The organism is Streptomyces sp. NPDC006512, assembly GCF_040611935.1.
Lineage (GTDB): Bacteria > Actinomycetota > Actinomycetes > Streptomycetales > Streptomycetaceae > Streptomyces.
The window spans coordinates 40,444-56,001 of sequence record NZ_JBEXPG010000031.1 but is presented as its reverse complement, the minus strand read 5'-3'; the positions used below and the strand labels follow the sequence as shown (position 1 = coordinate 56,001).

Here is a 15,558-nt window from a genome sequence, read left to right as displayed (position 1 = left end):
CTGCGGTCCCCGCAGTCCCCGCTCCCCGCGTTCCCCGACCTCGTGTCGTCCCCCATCCGCCCCGCTCCTGCTCTTTTGCACGACATCCCCGCCGGTCAGGCGGCGAAGGAGATGGTTCATGTGTCCGCTGCGCCCGTGCTGGCGTTGCGAGGGGTCTCGAAGCGGTTCGGCGCCGTTCAGGCCCTGACCGACGTAGAACTCGAGATCCACTCCGGTGAGGTGGTCGCCCTCGTCGGCGACAACGGCGCCGGCAAGTCCACGCTGGTCAAGACCATCGCCGGCGTGCACCCCATCGATGACGGGGTCATCGAATGGGAGGGCCGCCCGGTCTCGATCACCAAGCCCCACGACGCCCAGGACCTCGGCATCGCGACGGTCTACCAGGACCTCGCGCTGTGCGACAACATCGACGTCGTCGGCAACCTCTTCCTCGGCCGCGAGCTCAAGCGCCGCGGCATCCTCGACGAGGTGGAGATGGAGCGCCGCGCCCGCGAGCTCCTGACCACCCTGTCCATCCGGATCCCCAGTGTCCGGATCCCGATCGCCTCGCTCTCCGGCGGACAGCGCCAGACCGTGGCGATCGCCCGCTCGATGCTGGGCGAGCCGCAGCTCGTCATCCTCGACGAGCCCACCGCCGCCCTCGGCGTCGAGCAGACCGCACAGGTCCTCGACCTGGTGGAGCGGCTGCGCGAGCGCGGCCACGCCGTCATCCTCATCAGCCACAACATGGCCGATGTGAAGGCCGTCGCCGACAAGGTGGCGGTCCTGCGGCTGGGCCGCAACAACGGTGTCTTCAGCGTCGCCGACACCTCGCAGGAAGAGATCATCTCCGCCATCACCGGGGCCACGGACAACGCCGTGACCCGCCGGGCGGCCCGCACCGGGGAGGCCCGCAAGTGAGCACCCAGAATCCCGCCGCCGATCCCCTGGGCAAGGGCCCGGCGGAGCACGTGGACCCGGTCAACCCGGCCGCCGCGGCGGACGCCATCCCCGCCGTGGACCCGCGCCTGCTCGTGCGCGAGCAGGGCTTCTCCGGGTACCTGAGCGAGTTCGGCCGCAAGATGAAGGCGGGTGACCTGGGCTCCATCCCCGTCGTCCTCGGCCTGATCATCATCTGGAGCATCTTCCAGGGCCTGAACTCGAACTTCCTCTCCCCGGAGAACCTGACCAACATCGCGATCACCATGGTCGCGACGGGCATGATGGCCGTCGGCATCATCTTCGTGCTGCTGCTCGGGGAGATCGACCTCTCGGTCGGCTCGGTCAGCGGCGTCTCGGGCGCGATCGTGGCCGTCCTCGCCGTCACCCACGGCGTCAACGAATGGCTCGCGATCCTCGCCGCCGTCGCGGGCGGCGCGCTGATCGGCGCCATCCACGGCTTCTTCTTCGCCCGCATCGGCGCCCCGGCCTTCGCCGTCACCCTGTCGGGCCTGCTGTTCTGGTCCGGCGCCATGCTGCAGATCCTCGGCAGCAACGGCACCATCAACCTCGACTCCGAGGGCGTGGTCGGGCAGCTGACCACGTACTTCTTCTCGGACGTCGCGGCGGGCTACGGCCTCGCGGCCGTCGCCGTGATCGGGTACTTCCTGGCCACCTTCTCCGACAACAAGCGCCGTCAGGCCGCGGGCGTGCCCTCCCGGCCGCTCACGGAGATCCTGCTGCGCACCGGCGTGCTGGCGCTGTTCACCTTCGGCCCGGCAGCCGTGTTCAACCAGTACAAGGGCCTGCCGCTCGCGGTCGTGCTCTTCGTCCTGGTCCTGGTCGGCACGGACTTCGTCCTGCGCCGCACCTCCTTCGGCCGCAACGTCTTCGCGCTCGGCGGCAGCGTCGAGGCCTCCCGGCGCGCGGGCATCAACGTCACCGGCATCCGCATCGCGGTGTTCTCCATCGCCGGTACCTTCGCCGCCATCGGCGGGCTCTTCTGGGCCTCCAAGATCGCGGCGGCCAACCAGAGCGCCGGCGCCGGTGACCTGCTGATGAACGTGATCGCGGCGGCCGTCATCGGCGGCACCAGCCTCTTCGGCGGCCGCGGCCGGACCTGGAACGCCCTCCTCGGCGTCATGGTCATCACCTCCATCCAGTACGGTCTGGCCCTGGAGGGGATCGCGACGCCGATCCAGTACATGATCACCGGTGCGGTCCTGCTCGCCACCGTGGTCATCGACTCGGTCACCCGCAAGACCCAGAAGACGGCCGGACGCGCCTGACCGCGCGCCCTCGGGCGTCCCCAGGCGGTAAGAACCGTCACAGTGCCCGGTGCCACTTCGCGTGGCGCCGGGCACCTGTGCGTACATGTGTGCGTACAGGTGTGCGGGTATGCGCCCGTTTGGGATGTGTGATTCCGCGACGAGGTGTACAGGTATGACAAAGGCGTGACCCTACGGGTACCGCCCGATGACCGCCCCCGCGAGCGGAACATTAGACTCGACAGACCAGCAAGCAACTGCAAGGAGGCACGGGTGCTGCTGACCCGCATCAAGGGACCGCGCGATCTGGACCGGCTCAGCCTGGAGGAGCTCGACCAGCTCGCCGCCGAGATCAGGTCCTTCCTCGTCGACGCCGTCTCCAAGACCGGCGGGCACCTCGGCCCCAACCTCGGGGTGGTCGAACTGACGATCGCCCTGCACCGGGTCTTCGAGTCCCCGAAGGACAAGGTCCTCTTCGACACCGGGCACCAGGCCTACGTGCACAAGCTGCTCACGGGCCGCCAGGACTTCGGCAACCTGCGTTCCAAGGGCGGCCTCTCCGGCTACCCCTCGCGCGCCGAGTCCGACCACGACGTCATCGAGAACTCCCACGCCTCCACGGTGCTGGGCTGGGCCGACGGCCTCGCCAAGGCCAACGAGGTGCTCGGCCGCGAGGACCACCACGTCGCCGCCGTCATCGGCGACGGCGCGCTGACCGGCGGCATGGCCTGGGAGGCGCTCAACAACATCGCCGCCGCCAAGGACCGCCCGCTCGTCATCGTGGTCAACGACAACGAGCGCTCGTACGGCCCCACCATCGGCGGCCTCGCGAACCACCTGGCGACCCTGCGCACCACGGACGGCTACGAGCGCTTCCTGGCCCGCGGCAAGGACCTCCTGGAGCGCACCCCGGTCGTCGGGAAGCCCCTCTACGAGACCCTGCACGGCGCCAAGAAGGGCCTCAAGGACTTCATCGCCCCGCAGGGCATGTTCGAGGACCTCGGCCTGAAGTACATCGGGCCCATCGACGGCCACGACATCGAGGCCCTGGAGTCGGCCCTCCAGCGCGCCAAGCGCTTCAGCGGCCCGGTCATCGTGCACTGCCTCACGCAGAAGGGCCGCGGCTACACCCCGGCCCTGGAGCACGAGGCGGACCGCTTCCACGCGGTCGGCGTGATCCACCCGGACACCGGCCTGCCGGTCAAGACCGCCGCCGCCAGCTGGACCTCCGTCTTCGCCGACGAGATGGTCAAGCTCGGCCACGACCGGCCGGACATCGTCGGCATCACCGCCGCCATGCTCCACCCGGTCGGCCTGAACAAGTTCGCCGAGGTCTTCCCGGACCGGATCTACGACGTCGGCATCGCCGAGCAGCACGGCGCCACCTCGGCCGCCGGCCTCGCCACCGGCGGCGTCCACCCGGTCTTCGCCGTCTACGCGACCTTCCTGAACCGCGCCTTCGACCAGGTCCTGATGGACGTCGCCCTGCACAAGTGCGGGGTCACCTTCGTCCTGGACCGGGCCGGAGTCACCGGCGACGACGGCGCCTCCCACAACGGCATGTGGGACATGTCCATCCTCCAGGTCGTCCCGGGCCTGCGCCTGGCCGCGCCCCGCGACGCCGAGCAGCTGCGCGCCCAGCTCCGCGAGGCCGTCGAGGTCAAGGACGCGCCGACGGTCGTGCGCTACTCCAAGGGCGTCGTCGGCCCGGCCGTACCGGCCGTCGGCCGCATCGGCGGCATGGACGTCCTGCGCACCCCGGCCGCCGACGTCACCCGTCCGGACGTACTCATCGTCTCGGTCGGCGCGCTCGCCCCGATGTGCCTGGAGATCGCCGACCTGCTCGACAAGCAGGGCATCACCTCGACCGTCGTCGACCCCCGCTGGGTCAAGCCGGTGGACGAGGCCCTGGCCCCGCTCGCCGACGGGCACCGGGTCGTCGTCACCGTCGAGGACAACGGCCGCACCGGCGGTGTCGGCGCCGCCGTCTCGCAGGCCCTGCGCGACGCCGGGGTCGACGTCCCGCTGCGGGACTTCGGCATCCCGCAGCGCTTCCTCGACCACGCCCTCCGCAAGGAGATCATGGCCGAGATCGGCCTGACCGCCCCGGACATCGCGCGGCAGGTCACGGGCCTGGTCGCCAAGCTGGACGGGCGTTTCGACAGCGAGCGGGCCGCCACCGTCGACTAGTTCGCGCGGGGTTGCACGTCACGGGCCGGGAGATCACCCTGAAGGGGTGGGCCTCCCGGCCCGTTCGCGTCCGCGTGCTGCGTACGCCACCTGTTCGGAGGTGCGTCGGTGAGTACGGATCTGAACAATCCTTTCCGCACCAAGTCGGTCGAGCAGTCGATCCGGGACACGGAGGAGCCGGAACACGCGCTCCGCAAATCGCTCTCGGCCTGGGACCTGACGGTCTTCGGTGTCGGTGTCATCATCGGCACGGGCATCTTCGTCCTCACGGGTATCGCAGCCCGGAACAACGCCGGACCCGCCACCGCGCTCTCCTTCGTGGTGGCGGGCGTCGTCTGCGCCCTCGCGGCCCTGTGCTACGCGGAGTTCGCGTCCACGGTGCCCGTGGCCGGGTCGGCGTACACCTTCGCGTACGCCTCCATCGGCGAGCTGCCCGCCTGGATCATCGGATGGGACCTGGTGCTGGAGTTCGCGCTGGGCACCGCCGTGGTGGCGGTCGGCTGGTCCGGGTACGTGCGCCACCTCATGCACACGAACCTGGGCTGGGACCTGCCCACCGCGCTGTCCGGACCCGATGCGGGCGGCACCTTCGACCTGCTGGCGTTCCTGCTGATCCTGGTGCTGACCGCCGTCCTGGTCGTCGGGACGAAGCTGTCGGCCAGGATCACCGCGATCGTCGTCGCCATCAAGGTCACCGTGGTGATGCTGGTCATCATCGCGGGCCTGTTCTTCATCAAGGCCGACAACTACTCCCCGTTCGTCCCGCCGGCGCAGCCGCAGGAAGCGGGAGGCGGCCTCCACGCACCACTGGTCCAGCTGCTCTTCGGCTACGCGCCCACCAACTTCGGCGTCATGGGCATCTTCACCGCGGCCTCGCTGATCTTCTTCGCCTTCATCGGCTTCGACGTCGTCGCGACGGCGGCAGAGGAGACCCGGAACCCGCAGCGGGACATGCCGCGCGGCATCCTCGGCTCGCTGGTGATCTGCACGGTGCTCTACGTCGCCGTCACACTGGTCGTCACCGGCATGCAGAAGTACACCGAGATGTCACCGACGGCACCGCTCGCCGAGGCCTTCAAATCCGTCAACCAGCCGTTCTTCGCCGGCGCCATCAGCCTCGGCGCGTCCGTCGGGCTGATCACGGTGTGCATGATCCTGCTCCTCGGACAGACCCGCGTGTTCTTCGCGATGAGCCGCGACGGACTGCTGCCGCGCGTCTTCTCCGTCACCCACCCCAAGTACCGCACGCCCTACCGGGCGACCATCCTGCTCGGTGTGGTCATCGCGGTCCTCGCCGGCTTCACCAGCCTGGAGAAGCTCGCGGAGCTGGTGAACATCGGCACCCTGTTCGCCTTCGTGATCGTCGCCCTCGGCGTGATCATCCTGCGCCGGACCCGCCCCGACCTGCACCGGGCCTTCCGGACCCCGTGGGTGCCGTTCATCCCGATCGTGTCGATCGCGGCGTCGCTCTGGCTGATGCTGAACCTGCCCGCCGAGACCTGGATCCGCTTCGGCATCTGGATGGCGATCGGCATCGTCGTCTACTTCCTCTACAGCCGCAGCCACAGCCGGCTGGGCCGCACGGGCCGCGACGCGGAATTCTGACGGGCCGACGGGCCGGGCCGGCGGGCGGAGCCCGCGCCCTGCCCTACGAGGACGAGGAGGGTGACGGCTTGGGCGCCGGGGACTTGGCGCCCGGGCCGCCGCCCTTGGCGGGGGAGTCCTTCGCCGAGGCGGGGACCTTCTGGTCGGTGCGCAGCGCCTCCCACAGCTGGGAGGCCTGCGGCTCGGCCACGACCACCCGGTTGCGGTCCACCTTGTCGTAGGCCACGGGCAGCATGATGGTCTCCATCGTGGCCGGGTCCACGCCCTTCATGCTCTGCGCGAAGTCGGACAGCGCGGTGAGCGAGGCCAGATCGGAGTCGGTGGTCAGCGACTTGGTGCCGGCGTCCGCGAGCTTGTAGAGCCGGGCCGGGTTGCCGAGGGCGTCCTGCTTCTTGATCTCGGACAGCATGGCGAGCATGAACTGCTGCTGGAGGCCTATGCGTCCGAGGTCGCTGCCGTCGCCGTAGCCGTAGCGGGTCCGGACGAACTTCAGCGAGGCGGCGCCGTCCAGCCGGTGCGTGCCCGCGTCCAGCTTGAGACCGCCCTTCGCGCCCGTCATCGGCTGGTCGAGGGTGACGGTGACCCCGCCGAGCGCGTCCACCAGCCCCTTGAAGCCCGCGAAGTCGACCTCGACGAAGTGGTCCACGCGGATCCCCGACAGCTGCTCCACGGTCTTGACCACACAGGCCGGGCCGGCCAGCGAGTAGACCGAGTTGAACATGACCCGCTGGGCGGAAGGAACGTTTTTTCCGTCCTTGTCCTTGCACTCGGGCCGGGAGATCAGGGTGTCGCGGGGGATGCTCACCGCGGTGGCCCTGGCCCGGCCCTCGGGTATGTGCACCAGCATCGCGGTGTCGGAGCGGGCGCCGCTCACGTCGCCGTGGTCGAGGTCGCCGTTGGCCCCGGCCCGCGAGTCCGAGCCGAGCACGAGGACGTTCTGGGCGTTCTCGACCACCTTCGGCGGACGGTTGTCCGCGCCGATCGCCTGGTTCAGGTCGACGCTGTCGATGTTCCCGTTCAAGTGGCTGTACACCCACCAGCCGGTGCCGGCCGCGCCGAGGACCAGCACGGCCGCGCTCCAGGCCAGCACCCGCCGGATCCGGCTGCCGCGCGAACGGGGCGGGCGGGGCGCACGCCCGGAGGCCGCCCGGCCCTCCTGCGGCGTCGTCGTGGCGGTGCTGTCTGAAGTCATGCCCGGGGACCGGCCTTCCGAACGGGGTGCGGGAGTCTCGCGGGCTACAAGATAAGCGCAGGAACGCGCCAGAAGGGCCCCGGGGTATCCTGAATCCGTTCGAGTGGTGAAGGGGAAGGGTTGCTGGCGGTCCATGGCAACGCGATCCACGCGCAAGGCAGGCAAATCGGCCGCCCACCGCGCACCCGCGCCGGGATCCGCAGCCGCCCCCGCACGTGACTGGGATTCCGTGGCCCTGGGCCCCCTCACCGGCCGCTGGGTCCTCGCCGGCCGGGACGGACGGCTCACCGCCTACGCGCGCACCGAGGGCGGACTGCTGCGCTGGACCGAGCGGACACCCGGCGGCCCCGCCTGGAGCGGCCCCGACCTGTTCCCCGCACCGGACCTGACCGACCTCACCGTGGGCCAAGGACCGGACGGGTACGCCCACTTCGTGGGCCGGCGCCGGCACCGGCCGCCCGACGGCGAGGGCGTCACCGTCACCTACCACCACGCGGTGCAGTACCAGACGGGCCGCCCGCTGGGCCCGTGGGAATCGCTCGGCACCCTCTACCGCAAGCCGGAGATGTCCCACCGGGGCGGACCGCCGAGCATCGCCGTGGACGCCCTGGGCGCACCCCACGTCTTCGTCCGCAACGCCGGCCGCGGGATCCACGTACGCCGCCAGGACAAGAAGGGCGCCTGGGGGGCCTGGGACGACCTGCGCGGCAGCAAGACCTTCGAAGGGACCTGCGCCGCCTCCACCGCCGAGGGCCGGGTCTGGTTCGCGGCCCCCGGCGAGAAGGGGATCTCGCTGTGGGCCCAGAGCGGCCCGGGCAGCCCCCTCGGACGGGCCGGGGACATCGCGTACCTCGCCCAGGACGGCTCGGTCGCCACCCTGGAGACGGCCCCCGGCCGCGTCACCCACTTCTGGCACGCGGCGGACGGCAGCGGCGTGTTCGCGTACCGCGAGGGCGCGGGCGTACTGGCCCTCGGCGGCGGGCCCGCCGCCGGGGCCGTGGCCGCCGCCCGCGCCGTGGTCGACGGTCACGACTGCACCGTGCTGGCCCACCGGACCGTCGGCGGCCGTACGGCACTCGCCGCGTACCCCACCGAGCACGAGGCCGCCGGGCTCTGGTGGACCGAGATCGGCGAGGAGGGCCTGGAGTCCCCGGCCCTCGCCGTCGACGGCCACGGGAGGGTGGTCGTCGCCACGATCAGCGCCCGCGGCGAACTCCTCGTGAACCGGCAGAAGGACGGCTCGGCCCTCTCACTGGGGCGCTGGCAGCGGTTCTGACGACCGCCGGGCACGCCCCTGCGGCGGGATGCTCTTCAGGCCGTGCCGGAGCACGGCCTGTGCGGAGATCCTCCGCAGGAAGTCCACCGAACGCTCCGCGGTGTCCGGGGTGATCCAGTCGTCGTCGATCTCGCACAGCTCCACCCGCACCGGCGAACCGGCCAGCACGATGGGCAGGGTGTAGGCGACGGTGGACGCGAAGGTCAGCACGGACAGGCCGATGGGCTCGGTCAACGCGGTCAGTTCCAGGGGCAGTTCGGGGTGGACGATCTCCATGCCGGTGGCGGCGGCGATCCGGTCCAGTTTCGGCCGGTCCTCCCTGCGGTGGGCCAGGTACCGGCCCGCCCCGCGGCTGCCCGCGATCCAGGCGACGGCCTCGACGTACCGGTCCTCGTCGATGACTCCGGTCTCCACGAGGGAACTTCCCGCCAGGTCGGCCCCGGCCCGTACCCGCACCGGGCCGAAGGTCTCGCGGCTCCACGCGTACGTGTTGGCCCGGATCTCGGTGCCCGGCGGGGCCTCGACCGGCATGCAGGTGAAGAAGGTGGCGCGGGCCAGGCCCTCGCGGGCCAGCCAGCGGTTCACCGGGCCGCCCTTGGCGGACGGTCTCGCCCCGCCCTGGTGCCAGCGGGTCAGCTGCCGGCCGGACGTCAGCAGGCTGACGAGTTCCGTGGTGGCCGTGCCGTCGTCCACGACGACCACCTCGCCGGCCTTGGACCGCGGCAGCAGCAGCTGGATCGTACGGGAGAACAGGTCCCCGATCACCAGGCGTTCGGCGGCCGCGACCGCCCGCCCGAGCCGGAGCAGCTCCTGGGCCCGCTCCAGGTAGCCGGCGCGGACCTCGTAGCGCCGCCACGCCACCTGGGCCTGGGAAGCGAACCGGCACAGCCGGCGGACCTGCGCCCGGGAGCGCGGATCCGTCGGCTGGAGCACGGCGACGGTGAGGGACGCTGCCTCGCCCGGGTGGACGTGGGCCCACTCCAGGACGTTCAGTAGTTGAGCCGGGCTCTCCACCAGGGCGAGGGTGCCGCTCATGCCGAGGCCGTCACGCCCTCGGCGGCGAGGACGCCCTGGACGCGGCGGAGCTTCTTCATCGGAGCGATTTCGGAGTCGTAGACGCGCTTGACGCCGTCGCCGAGGGCCGTCTCGATGGTGCGGATGTCGCGCACCAGGCGGGTGAGGCCGCCCGGTTCGACGGAGGCGGCCTGGTCGGAGCCCCACATCGCACGGTCGAGGGTGATGTGCCGTTCCACGGCGCAGGCACCCATGGCGACGGCGGCGACGGTGGTCTGCAGGCCCGTCTCGTGCCCGGAGTAGCCGACGGGGACGTTCGGGTACGCCGCCTCCAGGCTGTTGATGACCCGCAGGTTCAGCTCCTCGGGCTTGGCCGGGTAGGTGGAGGTGGCGTGCAGCAGGACGATGTTCTCGCTGCCCAGCACCTCCACGGCGTGCCGGATCTGCTGGGGCGTGGACATGCCGGTGGACAGGATGACCGTCTTGCCCGTCGCGCGCAGGGCGAGGAGCAGTTCGTCGTCGGTGAGGGAGGCGGAGGCCACCTTGTGGGCGGGGACGTCGAACTTCTCCAGGAAGGCGACGGCCTCGGTGTCCCACGGGGAGGCGAACCAGGCGATGCCGCGTTCGGCGCAGTGCGCGTCGATGGCGCGGTACTCGTCCTCGCCGAACTCCACCCGGTGGCGGTAGTCGATGTACGTCATCCGGCCCCAGGGGGTGTCCCGTTCGATGTCCCACTGGTCGCGGGGGGTGCATATCTCGGGGGTGCGCTTCTGGAACTTCACCGCGTCACAGCCCGCCTCGGCGGCCGCGTCGACGAGCGCCAGGGCGTTGGCGAGCTCGCCGTTGTGGTTGATCCCGATCTCGCCGATCACGTAGGTGGGCCGGCCCGTGCCGACCTCCTTGTTTCCGATGCGGCGGACGCGGCTGCTGTGTACCACTGTTCAGAGTTCCTTTCCGATGTGCTGCGGGGGTGCCGGCTGGGCCGGTACGTGCGGTGCGCGCTGTGGCGCGTCGAGGAGGGGGGCCAGGGCGCGGGCGCGGGCGCGGGCGAGGTCGCCGGGCTCGTCGATCTCGATGGCCCGTTCGGGGGCCGTGGGGACGAGCTGGGTCCGGCCGAAGAAGCGGTGGCCGTGCCGGCGGAAGCCGTCGGCGCGCATGGCGTAGACGGCGCCCGACTCCAGGTACTCGGGCGTACGGTCCTGGCGGCGCTGGCGTACGGCGCTGTCGTGGTTGACGCCGTGCGCGCGGTGTCCGGGCCCGGCGGCGGGCCCGGTGCCCCACAGGAACCCGTGGAAGGGCACGGCGGTGAAGGCGGAGTCCGCGCCGTCCCGTACGACGGCCAGGACGGTCTCGTCGACTTCCTCGGCCGTGACGAAGGGGCTGGTGCACTGGACGAAGACCAGGACGCCGACGGGCTCCGCGTGCCGCTCCTCCAGCCGGTCCAGGGCGTGCAGCAGCGCGGATTCGCTGGAGGCCCGGTCGGAGCCCAGTTCCGCGGGGCGTTCGACGATCTCGGCGCCGGCGGCGCGGGCCGCGGCGGCGATCGCCGCGTCGTCGGTGGACACCACGACCCGGGTGACGTGCGCGGCGGCGCGGCAGGCCAGGACGGCCCGGGCGACCAGGGGCACTCCGCCGACCTCCGCGACGTTCTTGCCGGGGATGCCCTTGGAGCCGCCCCGGGCGGGTATGACGGCGGTGACGTTCACGAGGTTCTCCCCTGGGGGTGCCGGGTGTGGTGCGCGGGCGGGGCCGGTCATACGCCGCCCCACTGCTGGATCTTCGGGGCGACCCGCTGGACGCCGAACTGGTAGGCGACCTTCAGTACGCGGCGGGAGGTGCGCCGCATCGGGCCGGCCCGGCGGGTGACGGCTCCGGCGCCGGGGGAGCCGTCGGGGTCGAGTCCTCTGCGGCGCAGCAGCGTGCCGACGTATTCGGGGGCGCTGCCGGCCGTGTAGAAGGGGGTGACGGGCGGCAGCGGAATGCCCCACAATTCATCGATCCGGGCCCGGAGTTCCGCGTAGGGATCATCGGATCGAATTCCCTGGTCGGTTGTCCAGGATTCGTGGGCGAGAGGGGCCGCGCCCTCGTCTATGGCCGTCCAGTCGGTGACGCAGCCGGAAGCGGCGAAATAGTGGTTCCCGTGGATCTCGCGTATGCCGAGATCACTCAGGATCGCGGTCGGCATGCCGCGGTGCATCGATTCGAGTGCGGCCGTGGAACTGACCGTCACCAGCAGGTCGGTGCGGTCCAGGGTTTCCGACATGTTGCCGTACACGAAATGCAGGTTCGGGGGCAGGGGTTCTTCGATCTGTTCGGCGAGGACCTGGTAGTGGTGTGCTTCCACGTGGGTGGTCGCCTCGCCCGGTCTGCTGCGGAGTTTGACGAGTACGTCGCGTCCCGGGCGCAGCCGTGCGTGGGATATCGCGCGGCGCAGCAGGTAGAGGCGGCCGTTTCGGTCGGCGGGTACCGAGGGCTGGACGGCGAAACACACCGTATAAGGGTGCCGGGCGTGGGTGCGGTTCGGGTCGTAGGGCCGCTGGTCGAGAAAGGGGAGTGCGGTCTGGACGATGCAGGAGGCGGGAATTCCCAGGGGTTCGTATATGTCGGTGAACCGGCGCCGGTCGAAAGGACTGTTGGCGAGTACGATGTCGGCGCCCGCGCGCAGGAGCAGTCCGTCGGCCATTTTCTCGTAGACGACGCCCACGTATCCGGTCATGAGGATCGGCCGGCGCCGGGCGTTGCGGAAGCGGCGGGCCAGCGCGTGCAGCGCCGCGTGCGTCGCGCCGCCGACGGTGCCCAGGATGATCAGGTCCGCGCCGTCGAGTTCGGGAGCCGCCGCGAACCCGGCGAGGGTGGCTTCCGTGAGGGAGGCGGGGGTGATGCCGACCTCCGCGAGCTGGCGTGCCGTCGGCGTGCTGCGGCCGCGGAGCATGTGGGCGTGGACCTCGCTGCCCGGAGCCAGTCCCACCGCCAGTGCCGCCCCCCATTTCCAGCGGGTGTCGGAGTCTGCGAGCACGTGGATGCGCACTGGTGATTCCTGGTCGGTCGGTCGGGCCCAACTGCCGTCGGGATAGCCGCAGCTGGGCGCGGACACAGGGCGGATTGCCGCGCGGTCCGTTAGACCTTACATGCTGATCCGATCCTTACGTGTCACGAATAGGCCTCGGCGGGCAAGGGAGTTGTACGTCACACCGCCGTGGCCGTACGGGGCTTCCGAGTGGTTCTGTCATGATGGCGGCCTGTTACTTGAACGTAGACTGGAGGGTCGTGCGGGCGGCCCTTCCGGTGGCCTCGCGGGGAAGTGTGTCGAAAATGGGGAGATGGTGAGTGCCTCCGATGGTGACCCTTTCGGTAATCGTCGCGATGTGTGACGTCCGCGACTACTGCCGGACGGCGCTCAAGTCCTTGGTGCTGAATGCCCGGGAGGATTTCGAGTTCATCGTCGTGGACGACGGATCCACTGACGGGACCTCAGAGATCCTGCGCGAGATGGTGCCGCGCATTCCCGGCGCCGTACTGATGAGTAATCAGCAGAATCTGGGAATATCGGCCACCCGGAACATCGGCCTCGCGGCCGCCCGCGGACGGTTCTTCACCTTTCTCGACGGCGATGACTGGTACGCCCCCGGATACCTCGCGCAATTGGTCGGCTGGATGAGCCAGTCGGGCGTCGACTTCCTGCGCACCGGCCACGTCCGCGTCTACGGCAGAAAACGCAAGATCGTCATGGCGCCGCTCGCCCCCCGGGCCCTCCCGCTGAATCCCGCGGACTACATAGGCCCCGTCGACACCTCGACCTTCATGGACTACCCGCAGTCCTGGGCCGGCGTCTACGACCGCCGCCGGCTCCTCGACGCCGGCGCGCTGTACTTCGACGAGAGGCTGAGGACCGCCGAGGACCGGCCCTGGTTCTACAAGCTGCACCTGCGGACCGCATCCTTCGGGGTCGTCGACCTCCACGGCATCTTCTACCGCCGTGACGTGTCCACTTCCCTCACCAAGGCCCCGGACGAGCGCCAGCTCGACTTCCTCCCCGCCTTCCGGCTCATTTTCCAGGAGCTGGCGCAACACCCCCGCGGATATGAACTGTCGTTCAAGGCGATGCGAACTCTGTGCGCCCTCATCGTCATTCACATGGACCGCGCCGAGTCCTACGAGGAAGTCACGCGGGGGCTCCTCATGGAACGCGGTGCCCAGATCCTGCGGGACCTCCCCCAGGACGTCCTCGAAGGAACACTCGCGGGAATGGACTCCGGACGCGTGAACAAGCTCAGGGCACTGTTGTCCCGGCACCAGGGCGCCGCCGCCCGATGACCCGGATATTCGCCGCCTCCACCCTCTACGGCGCCATGACGGTGGCCGCCGCCATCGACGCCGGCCAGCTCGGCCAGGACGACCGCGAGCGCGTCCTGCTCGTCTGCAACAACGTCGAGATCCCCGAGGTCGCCACCCCGCTGCACCACATGCCCGGCGCCGCGGCCGTCCTCGCGCGCTTCCACCGCGTCGTCTACTGGAACGACCTGATCTACCCCTTCCACCCCGCGCTGTGGGCCCCTCGCGACGAGGACGCCCCGCTCTGGCGCACGGTCATGGCCGAGAAGATGGGCATCCGGCCCGGCCCCCTGGAACTCGTCGTCGAATCGATCCAGGTCAAACCCGCCCAGACCCTCTGCAAGATCTTCTCGGACGCCACGCTGGCCGTCTACGCCGACGGCCTGATGAGCTACGGACCCACCCGCAACGACCTGCCGCGCCAGATCCACGGCCGGATCGCGCAGGTCCTGTACCTGGACCTGGTCCCCACCCTGCTGCCCATGCTCCTCACCGAGTACGGCACCCCCTCGCAGCCCGTCCACACCGGAGCCGTCCTCAAACTGATGGCGGAGGTCACCGACGAGTGCAGGCCGATCCTCGACCGGGTCATCCCGCCCGCGCTCGCCCGGCGCGGCCCCGATACCGCCGTCCTCCTCGGCCAGTACCTCTCCCCGCTGGGCATCCTCACCGAGGAGGAAGAGGAGGAGCTGCACCTGCGCATGTTCACCCACGCCCTCCGGCTCGGCTTCACCTCGGTGATCTTCAAACCGCACCCCAGCGCCCCCTCCAGCCTCGCCGACACCCTCGGCCTCGCCGCCCGGGAAGCGGGGGTCCCCTTCCTCGTCCTGGACGTGCCCGTCCTCGCCGAGACGGTCTTCGCGTACCTGAACCCCCGCCAGGTGATCGGCTGCTTCTCCACCGGCCTGTTCACGGCCCGCGCGCTCTACGGCATCCCCGTCGCGCAGATCGGCGCGCTGGAGGTCATCCGCAGGATGCGCCCGTACGCCAACAGCAACCGCATCCCCGCCACCCTCACCCACGCCCTGCTGCCCGACCTGGAGGCGCCGACCGGACCCCCGGCCGACCGGGTGCTGGACGTCGAGCACATCCGGGCCGAGGTCACCCCGTACGTCCAGGCCGTCGGCTACTGCATGCAGCCCAAGCGGTACGCCTTCCTGCGCCCGGTGGCCGAGGAGTACGTCGAGGCCGCCGTCGACCAGTGGGAGGGCCGCCCCGAGCTGTCCATGCACTTCAACGAGCGCACCCGGACCCGCCTGGACCTGCCCGGCCCGCGCACCTGGAAGTGGCGGCGCGGCAAGGGCTGGACCTTCCGCGGCGCCCGGGACCGCAACGAGGCGGACGACGTCCCCTTCACCGACATCACGCTCAGCGGCTTCGCCTCGCTCGTCGAGGCCAAGGACGACCGGGGCGTCCTGGAGGTCGGCGCCCGCCTCCTCGCCGAACACGAGAACCTCGACCTGCTCATCGGCATGGCCCAGGCCCACATCCGCCGCAAGGAGACCGACCAGGCCAAGCGGCGCCTGAAGCGCGCCGTGGAGATCTCCGCCGGCAGCGGGCGCGCCCTGGTGTGGCTGCGGATCGCCGAGACCGCCGCGAAACTCGGCAAGCCCGGCGACGAGCTGCGCCGCCAGGCCGCCCGCAAGGCGCTGAGCGTCAACCCCGACTCGCCCGCAGCCCAGCGCCTGGTCAAGAACGGCCGGACGGGCCGCAAGTGACACCCGGCCGGTCCGAGTGAACGCGAAGGGCCCGTCCGCACATGG

12 protein-coding genes are annotated in these 15,558 nt (G+C 70.7%); 7 read left to right on the top strand and 5 right to left on the bottom strand.

Annotated elements, in window-relative coordinates; genetic code table 11:
• Window positions 1-111: 111 nt before the first annotated feature.
• From ABZZ17_RS22375 to ABZZ17_RS22360, 4 genes are all read left to right on the top strand, one after another.
• A complete protein-coding gene (locus ABZZ17_RS22375) occupies window positions 112-900 on the top strand; it encodes an ATP-binding cassette domain-containing protein (RefSeq protein WP_356878058.1) in 789 nt (262 codons plus the stop codon).
• Window positions 901-950: 50 nt separating this feature from the next.
• Window positions 951-2,207, top strand: coding sequence for a sugar ABC transporter permease (locus ABZZ17_RS22370; RefSeq protein ID WP_356878090.1), 1,257 nt, complete (start codon window positions 951-953; stop codon window positions 2,205-2,207).
• 252 nt (window positions 2,208-2,459) lie between these two features.
• Complete coding sequence (dxs, locus tag ABZZ17_RS22365) at window positions 2,460-4,376, top strand: 1-deoxy-D-xylulose-5-phosphate synthase (protein WP_356878057.1); 1,917 nt, start codon at window positions 2,460-2,462, stop codon at window positions 4,374-4,376.
• A gap of 108 nt (window positions 4,377-4,484) precedes the next feature.
• Window positions 4,485-5,981: an amino acid permease gene (locus ABZZ17_RS22360; RefSeq protein WP_356878056.1), complete on the top strand. Its 1,497-nt coding sequence runs from the start codon at window positions 4,485-4,487 to the stop codon at window positions 5,979-5,981.
• Between the two features lie 43 nt (window positions 5,982-6,024).
• Here ABZZ17_RS22360 and ABZZ17_RS22355 read toward each other — a convergent pair whose 3' ends face one another.
• A complete protein-coding gene (locus ABZZ17_RS22355; protein ID WP_356878055.1) occupies window positions 6,025-7,173 on the bottom strand; it encodes an LCP family protein in 1,149 nt (382 codons plus the stop codon).
• 133 nt (window positions 7,174-7,306) lie between these two features.
• On the opposite strand from ABZZ17_RS22355, the gene ABZZ17_RS22350 reads away from it, so the two are divergent.
• Window positions 7,307-8,449 carry a hypothetical protein gene (locus ABZZ17_RS22350; RefSeq protein WP_356878054.1) on the top strand — a complete coding sequence of 381 codons (1,143 nt, stop codon included), beginning with the start codon at window positions 7,307-7,309 and terminating at the stop codon, window positions 8,447-8,449.
• Here the strand turns inward: ABZZ17_RS22350 and ABZZ17_RS22345 are convergent.
• From ABZZ17_RS22345 to ABZZ17_RS22330, 4 genes are read right to left on the bottom strand one after another with little or no spacing between them, the layout of a single operon-like run.
• Window positions 8,423-9,484: a hypothetical protein gene (locus tag ABZZ17_RS22345; RefSeq protein WP_356878053.1), complete on the bottom strand. Its 1,062-nt coding sequence runs from the start codon at window positions 9,482-9,484 to the stop codon at window positions 8,423-8,425. The genes ABZZ17_RS22350 and ABZZ17_RS22345 overlap by 27 nt on opposite strands.
• On the bottom strand, window positions 9,481-10,401 hold the full coding sequence (locus ABZZ17_RS22340; protein WP_356878052.1) for an N-acetylneuraminate synthase family protein: 921 nt from the start codon (window positions 10,399-10,401) through the stop codon (window positions 9,481-9,483). The genes ABZZ17_RS22345 and ABZZ17_RS22340 overlap by 4 nt, the downstream gene beginning before the upstream one ends.
• Before the next feature lie 3 nt (window positions 10,402-10,404).
• The gene (locus ABZZ17_RS22335) at window positions 10,405-11,169 is read right to left on the bottom strand and encodes an acylneuraminate cytidylyltransferase family protein (protein WP_356878051.1); all 765 of its coding nucleotides are present in this window, start codon (window positions 11,167-11,169) and stop codon (window positions 10,405-10,407) included.
• Between the two features lie 47 nt (window positions 11,170-11,216).
• The gene (locus ABZZ17_RS22330) at window positions 11,217-12,491 is read right to left on the bottom strand and encodes a DUF6716 putative glycosyltransferase (RefSeq protein WP_356878050.1); all 1,275 of its coding nucleotides are present in this window, start codon (window positions 12,489-12,491) and stop codon (window positions 11,217-11,219) included.
• Between the two features lie 308 nt (window positions 12,492-12,799).
• On the opposite strand from ABZZ17_RS22330, the gene ABZZ17_RS22325 reads away from it, so the two are divergent.
• Entirely contained in the window at window positions 12,800-13,777 is a 978-nt protein-coding gene (locus tag ABZZ17_RS22325; RefSeq protein ID WP_356878049.1) for a glycosyltransferase family 2 protein, read from the top strand.
• Window positions 13,774-15,513 (top strand): polysialyltransferase family glycosyltransferase, encoded by a 1,740-nt coding sequence (locus ABZZ17_RS22320; protein WP_356878048.1) that lies wholly within the window; start codon window positions 13,774-13,776, stop codon window positions 15,511-15,513. The genes ABZZ17_RS22325 and ABZZ17_RS22320 overlap by 4 nt, the downstream gene beginning before the upstream one ends.
• The last annotated feature ends 45 nt before the right edge of the window (window positions 15,514-15,558 follow it).